Source organism: Bacillus sp. SA1-12, from assembly GCF_000981385.1.
In the GTDB taxonomy this organism is placed as follows: Bacteria; Bacillota; Bacilli; order Bacillales; family Bacillaceae; genus Metabacillus.
On the sequence record NZ_LATZ01000011.1, the window covers coordinates 116,256 to 122,331 of the forward strand.

At 32.7% G+C, this 6,076-nt stretch carries 4 protein-coding genes, 1 pseudogene and 1 riboswitch; of the genes and pseudogenes, 3 read left to right on the plus strand and 2 right to left on the minus strand.

Translation table 11 applies throughout. From position 1 onward, the window contains the following. Positions 1-70 precede the first annotated feature (70 nt). From WQ54_RS09690 to WQ54_RS09705, 3 genes are all read left to right on the plus strand, one after another. A complete protein-coding gene (locus WQ54_RS09690; RefSeq protein ID WP_046515560.1) occupies positions 71-652 on the plus strand; it encodes a YpmS family protein in 582 nt (193 codons plus the stop codon). An 874-nt stretch (positions 653-1,526) separates the two neighbouring features. Further along, a riboswitch (cyclic di-AMP (ydaO/yuaA leader) is annotated at positions 1,527-1,670 on the plus strand. Between the two features lie 186 nt (positions 1,671-1,856). Then, entirely contained in the window at positions 1,857-3,194 is a 1,338-nt protein-coding gene (locus WQ54_RS09700; protein WP_046515565.1) for a TrkH family potassium uptake protein, read from the plus strand. A 27-nt stretch (positions 3,195-3,221) separates the two neighbouring features. After that, entirely contained in the window at positions 3,222-3,878 is a 657-nt protein-coding gene (locus WQ54_RS09705; protein WP_046515568.1) for a TrkA family potassium uptake protein, read from the plus strand. Positions 3,879-4,169: 291 nt separating this feature from the next. On the opposite strand, the gene WQ54_RS09710 is transcribed toward WQ54_RS09705, so the two are convergent. Together WQ54_RS09710 and WQ54_RS09715 are read right to left on the minus strand one after the other, a co-directional pair. Next, positions 4,170-4,460: a hypothetical protein gene (locus WQ54_RS09710; RefSeq protein WP_046515570.1), complete on the minus strand. Its 291-nt coding sequence runs from the start codon at positions 4,458-4,460 to the stop codon at positions 4,170-4,172. A gap of 524 nt (positions 4,461-4,984) precedes the next feature. Next, a pseudogene (locus WQ54_RS09715) lies at positions 4,985-6,076 on the minus strand (group II intron reverse transcriptase/maturase); the annotation flags it as partial.

A 6,076-nucleotide genomic window follows, 5' to 3' on the forward strand; every position in this document is an offset into this window, starting at 1 on the left:
CTTGTTCGATCTAGTTTTTTATGAATTTTCTTGAGTTATCAAACCAGAAAAGTAGTTAGGAGTTATTAGGATGAAAAAGTGGAAATGGTTATTTTTTAGTCTTTTAATAATCAATGTGTTTTTTTTAATTGTTGCAACGATTATGGCTTTAATGCCATCAAGGGAAAGAGAGTATTCTATATCACAAGATATATGGGAAGAAAGAGAATTATTAGGCATTATAACGGAAAAGGAAGATTTAAATGTGTTGATCAATAACTACTTACAAAAAGAATTTAATAACTATACTTTAAACTATGAAATCCGATTAACGGATTTTGTTGAAGTATACGGTTCAATTAAAGCATTTGAAAATGAGTTAGATATCAGCATGGATTTTGAGCCTGAAGTTCAAGAAAACGGGGATATTTTACTGAAACAGAAATCACTTTCAGTCGGCAAATTGAGTCTTCCGGTTCGTACATTTTTAAAATATGTTAATAACAATTATTCTCTTCCTGATTGGGTACAAATTAATGCAAAAGATGAATCTGTATATATTGCTTTACAAGAGTTGAAAATGAAAAATGATTTACGTGTAAAATTAAAAAAATTTAATTTAGAGAGAAACGATATCCAATTTACCTTAATATCCACTAAGGAGAGAGGGTAGCTTGAAGGACAGGTGGAAATGCCACATGAAAATTATTAAGGAAGATTTTCAAATAAAAAACGCTATTGGAAAGCGATCTTAAGACAATAACTAATGTCTGCTTTAAGATCTATGAACCCTACTTTAAGCTAGTTGAAGAAACATTGAAAAAGATTAGAATAGAAGTTCGTGATATGAAAGTTGAATTGAGAAAAATTCAGATGAAAAAAGCGGACCTTTTTTTGGAAAATGTGGTTTTTTGGCAGTATGACTATTACATTCGGGGATATCATGGATTTAAACGATATTGGGAGCCAGCACTAAAGATGATATTCACAAAATTGTTGGGAGAATATTTTTAAAGTTCACTATTATTTTACCATTTCTTAATAAAAATACGTTGTCATGAATGCAAAATATGGTTTAAAGAAACAGACATGGTTTATATCAATGAAGGGCTATAAACTTAAGTTCACTCGAAATAACAATCATAGTATTACTTTATTGCAGGCTTAGAATCGAACAAATTCTCTTGCCACTTATAATAACCATAAATAATTATGGGAAAAATACAAAGAGGAAAATATTAAAATGTCTTAACGCCAAGTAAAATCTCTAGGTAGACTAAGAACAAGTGCTATAGATAAAGAACCTTTTAGATGCTAATTTTAGGTTTATCATATTGAATAAGCCTATACCATTTACCAAGCTTTTTCGTTCTTTTTACAAAACACTATTGCAACTTAAATATAGAAGAATTATTGTGATACAAAGTGATTTAACTATATAATCGCTTTAATTTGAATGTATTTAGTTATTTTAGGGGATTTTTAGTCTCATTTAAAGATTTACAATAAATACAAAACAGGAGTAGAATCATTATCAGTAATTGTATTCTTTATATCGGCCAAATCTCAGAAAACCTGAGAACGGAGGACCCACTTATTTTGGGGTTAATTCTGCATTTTGCAGAAGGGATGAGAGACTCTTTCGCCATCCTACCCGTCAGCTAACTTCGTCGGCTAAAGCGAAGGAGGTTTTAAGACCCCCTTTATTCAGGAGGCTTTTTTGCTATTCAAAATCGCTGCCTTAAAGAAATGGAGGTCTTTTTATTATGCCTAAATAAAATAGTACCCTTGAAGACAACCCTGTTTTTTTTGATTAAGTAATGGAGAAAGTAGAAATTGAGCATAAATTTTTTTATAAAGCAGTAAGGAGAAAACAAATGAAAAAAATAAAAATCAATCTTGATCCTCCAAAAATTCTTGTATTAGGGTTTGCAATTGTCATTCTACTAGGTACATTTTTATTAACTCTTCCCCTTTCCACGGAGGATAAAAACGGTCTCTCTTTTTTAAATGCCCTATTTACAGCAACATCCGCAACATGTGTAACAGGTCTTGTTGTCGTTGATACCGGTGACACATTTTCAACATTTGGTGAACTGGTGATTTTAACACTCATTCAAATTGGCGGATTAGGTTTTATGACATTTGCCACTTTTTTATTCCTTTTACTAGGGAAAAAAATCACCCTAAAAGAAAGGCTTTTATTAAAGGAAGCAATTAATAACATCTCCCTTGCTGGAATTGTAAAATTAGTAAAACGAATCTTAGTATTTACTGCACTAATTGAAATAATTGGAGGTCTTATTTTATCATTTCGCTTTTCTTTTGATATGCCAACCGGAAAGGCTATCTATTATGGCTTTTTTCATGCCATTTCAAATTTTAATAATGCCGGCTTTGATTTAATGGGGGAGTATCGAAGTTTAACTCCTTATGTTAATGATCCAATTGTTGTATTAACAGTTTGTACTATGATTACTTTAGGCGGTTTAGGTTTTATCGTAATGAACGAAATTTATGAATACCGTGAAACACGAAGGCTGTCTATACATACGAAAGTAGTATTGTTTACAACACTTATTTTAACAGTAGGTTCTACAATATTAATCTTCCTATTTGAGTATGGAAATGCTAAAACCTTAGGTCCTTTATCTGAATTCGGAAAATTTTTAGGTGCTTTGTTCCATGCTGTTACTCCAAGAACTGCTGGATCAAATACTTTACCAATTGCAGATTTAACACATTCTACTTTATTCCTGACAATCCTTCTAATGTTTATTGGAGCTGGATCGGGTTCTACTGCTGGAGGTATAAAAATTACTACATTTGCTGTTTTAATGGCAACTTTCTGGTCCCAAATTAAAGGAAAAGAAGATGTAGTTTTATTTAAACGACGCATTGTAATTGAAACAATATTAAAAGCATTTACTGTTGCCATAAGTGGTTTAATCATTGTTATTCTTGTAACCCTTTTATTGAGTATTACAGATAAGGGGCAAAATTTCATTATGTATCTTTTTGAAGCTGCTTCTGCATTTGGTACTGTTGGTCTATCCATGGGATTAACTCCAGAGCTTTCTCCTATCGGTCGCATCATTATAATTTTAACAATGTTTGCAGGAAGATTAGGCCCTCTTACTCTTGGTTTTGCCATTACCAAGAGACGTAGATCAGAAGCTTTTCATCATCCAAAAGGAAACATTATGATTGGATAATTTATTAACATTCAGGAGTGATTTAATGTGGCTATAAAACAATATGCTGTTATTGGTCTCGGTAGATTTGGCACAAGTATAGCTAGAAGACTAAATGAAGCAGGTCAAGAAGTATTGGGAATCGATGTGAATGAAGAACGAGTAGAAAATGTTGAATTATATGTAACTCATGCTGTTGTAGCAGATTCCACAGAAGAGAAAGCACTAACTTCTTTAGGGATTCGCAACTTTGATTGTGTAATTGTAGCAATTGGAAACGATATGCAAGCCAGTATTTTAACAGTTATGCTGCTTAAGGATCTAGGTGTAAAAAAAGTTATCGCAAAAGCTTTAAGCAAACGTCATGGAAAGGTTCTCGATCGCATAGGCGCCGATTGGATTATCTATCCTGAAAGGGATATGGGGGAAAGAGTTGCTAACCAACTCTTATCACCTAATATGCTTAATTACATCGAATTATCAAAAGAATACAATATTGAAGAAATCATGATTCCTTCACAAATGGCTGAGAAAAGTCTAAGGGAACTTGACATTCGTGCCAAATATAATATCAGTGTTATTGCCATTGTAAGTGATGGTGATATTATCATATCCCCTTCTCCAGATCATAATATCAATAAAGGAGATTTATTAGTGGTGATTGGCAGCAGAGATGATCTAGGCAAGTTTTCAAGTATTGAATAACAATGAACAGATTTTAATACTATATTTTTTATGTAGATATTTGATTACTGAAGCCGGATATATCAATATAAAAAAATGTCAACCAGAAATATTTTCTGGCTGACCTTATAATACGAAAGGGTGCATTTCTCCAAGAAGAGAAGTGCTATTTTCGGATACAATAAAGTCCAGATTATTTAAAAAGAAGACCTTCTTATCAATAGGAGGTCTTCATTCGTTAATTTAAAAGGATTTCCATAACGGTGATAGCTACTACGTAGAACTGGAAAAAGTTTGTGGCATACAGTATTATTAAACTGTTTGATCTACTTCATCCAGCAGATTAGCAAGAATCATACTGTTCTCCTGGTCTGCATCAAATTGAACGGTATCGTCAAAATGAAACAGCTTAAAGGAATTAGGAAAAGTTTCTTGCATGTATTTGACGAATCCTTCTATATCCTTACCTAATTCATCATTCCGACGAAACTCCATCATAATAGAACGAAACTTATGTAGTGGTAGATCACATTGAATATTATAAGATTGGCTTATTCCAAAATGCCCTTCATCAGTACTATAAAGGTTGTATAAATAAGACAAACATATCCCTCCTTTCTTTTCCTATTATCTTTCCTAATTTGGAGAAATTTATTTAAAATGTGAAGTTTAAAGAAGAAACTAATTCTAAAAAAAACTAGTCAAAGATCTTCTTGAACTAGAGGGTGCATAAGTTAAACAAGAATAGAATTTGCATGGTCCTATTATCACGACTTGGTGTCTTGTCTGGTCAATAGGACCATGCATTTTGCTAAACTAAGTCTAATTATTACTTATTTAATATAGAGTTTATTGTTGTCTCCTCTAATTGAATCTTTACTTTATTAATAAGACTTTACTCCCTAATACCTAGATTACATAATGAGGCATTATCGGTAATAAAAAAGAATCTTCAAACGAAGATTCCTTTGTGCTCTTATTCCTGACAGATAGGTAAGGGTTTGACGTTATCGCCCCCTTTTCCCCCTGTTAGCACCGTAGGTGCAACTTTCATCGCATACGGCGCCCTAACTAATCCAATTCATTCAATTCTATGCATTTAATGAAGCAAATTTATTATTCCAAAATCAGATTGCAGTATTTTTGCATTGTTTTCGAAGTTCATTGATCTTATCTTTTTGCTTTTTGTTTAACTGTAAGGTATTAAGTAAATCTCTAATTTTCTCACTGTCTTTTAGATGTACAAGTCGGTGAACATCTTCATGAAGAATTATCAAGTTTGAGAATCTATCATCTTTTGAGAGATGGTATGGATTTTTATGGTGACAGTGCCAATCAGATAAGCCAAGTTCTTTTTCTGTAACGGCACATTTTCCGTATTGGGTAATGAACTTGCTAATGCGATTATCGTTATACTCAATCGTACGATTTGGGATAAAGTGTTTCATGACATAGCTTAATACGTTTTTGTTAATCGCTTTTAGGCTTTGGTGTATTTTTTCTCTGCCTTTAGCAGTATAAATACACGTATCTTGCGAGAAACATAGATTTGTTTTATGCCGTTGGGCATAAATCGGGACAAACACCATTTCCTGTATCTTATAGTATTGTGGGTCGTATCCTTTGTAGCGTTTCTGTAACGTACTAGTCATGTCAGTAAATTTGGCTTCTTTTCTGACGTTCTTTAGTCGATTATATAGCGTCTTTTGGAGGTAAGAGTTCAACTCAATTAAGTTATTTGTGATTTGAGTGGCGGCAGAGTAATAATTTTGAATTCCCATTACAACTGTATTAAAATGCCAAACTGTTTCTTTACAAGGTTTTTTCTTAATGGCTTTAATAGATTCCTTGATTTTTATGAACGCATTGGACTTTGCTTTCTTCGTCATATTGGACTGAACTACATAGCCCATCCTTGTCTTACCTTTCTTAATAGCTCGGAAAGCAAACCCAAGAAATTCTGACGAATTTTTCTTTAGGTTTATTACATTTGATTTTTCTTCACTTGTATCAAGGTGTAATCTTGTATAGAGAAAATCTTTTAAAGCGTAGTTCATTTTGATCGCTTGCGAGCGTGTACGACATAAAACTTTAAGATCATCAGCGTATCTTACGATGTAACATTCTTTTAGATTAGATTTCTTGAGCGCTTGTATTTTACTTCCGTTGTGTTTATATGGATGGTTGCTTTTAAATGTTTCCCATTGGTTACTTATCCA

What these genes read in the sequence shown, in the direction of transcription:
- WQ54_RS09700 (WP_046515565.1), top strand. Translation starts at nt 1,857, where the DNA reads ATGAAAAAAATAAAAATCAATCTTGATCCTCCAAAAATTCTTGTATTA.
- WQ54_RS09690 (WP_046515560.1), top strand. Translation starts at nt 71, where the DNA reads ATGAAAAAGTGGAAATGGTTATTTTTTAGTCTTTTAATAATCAATGTG.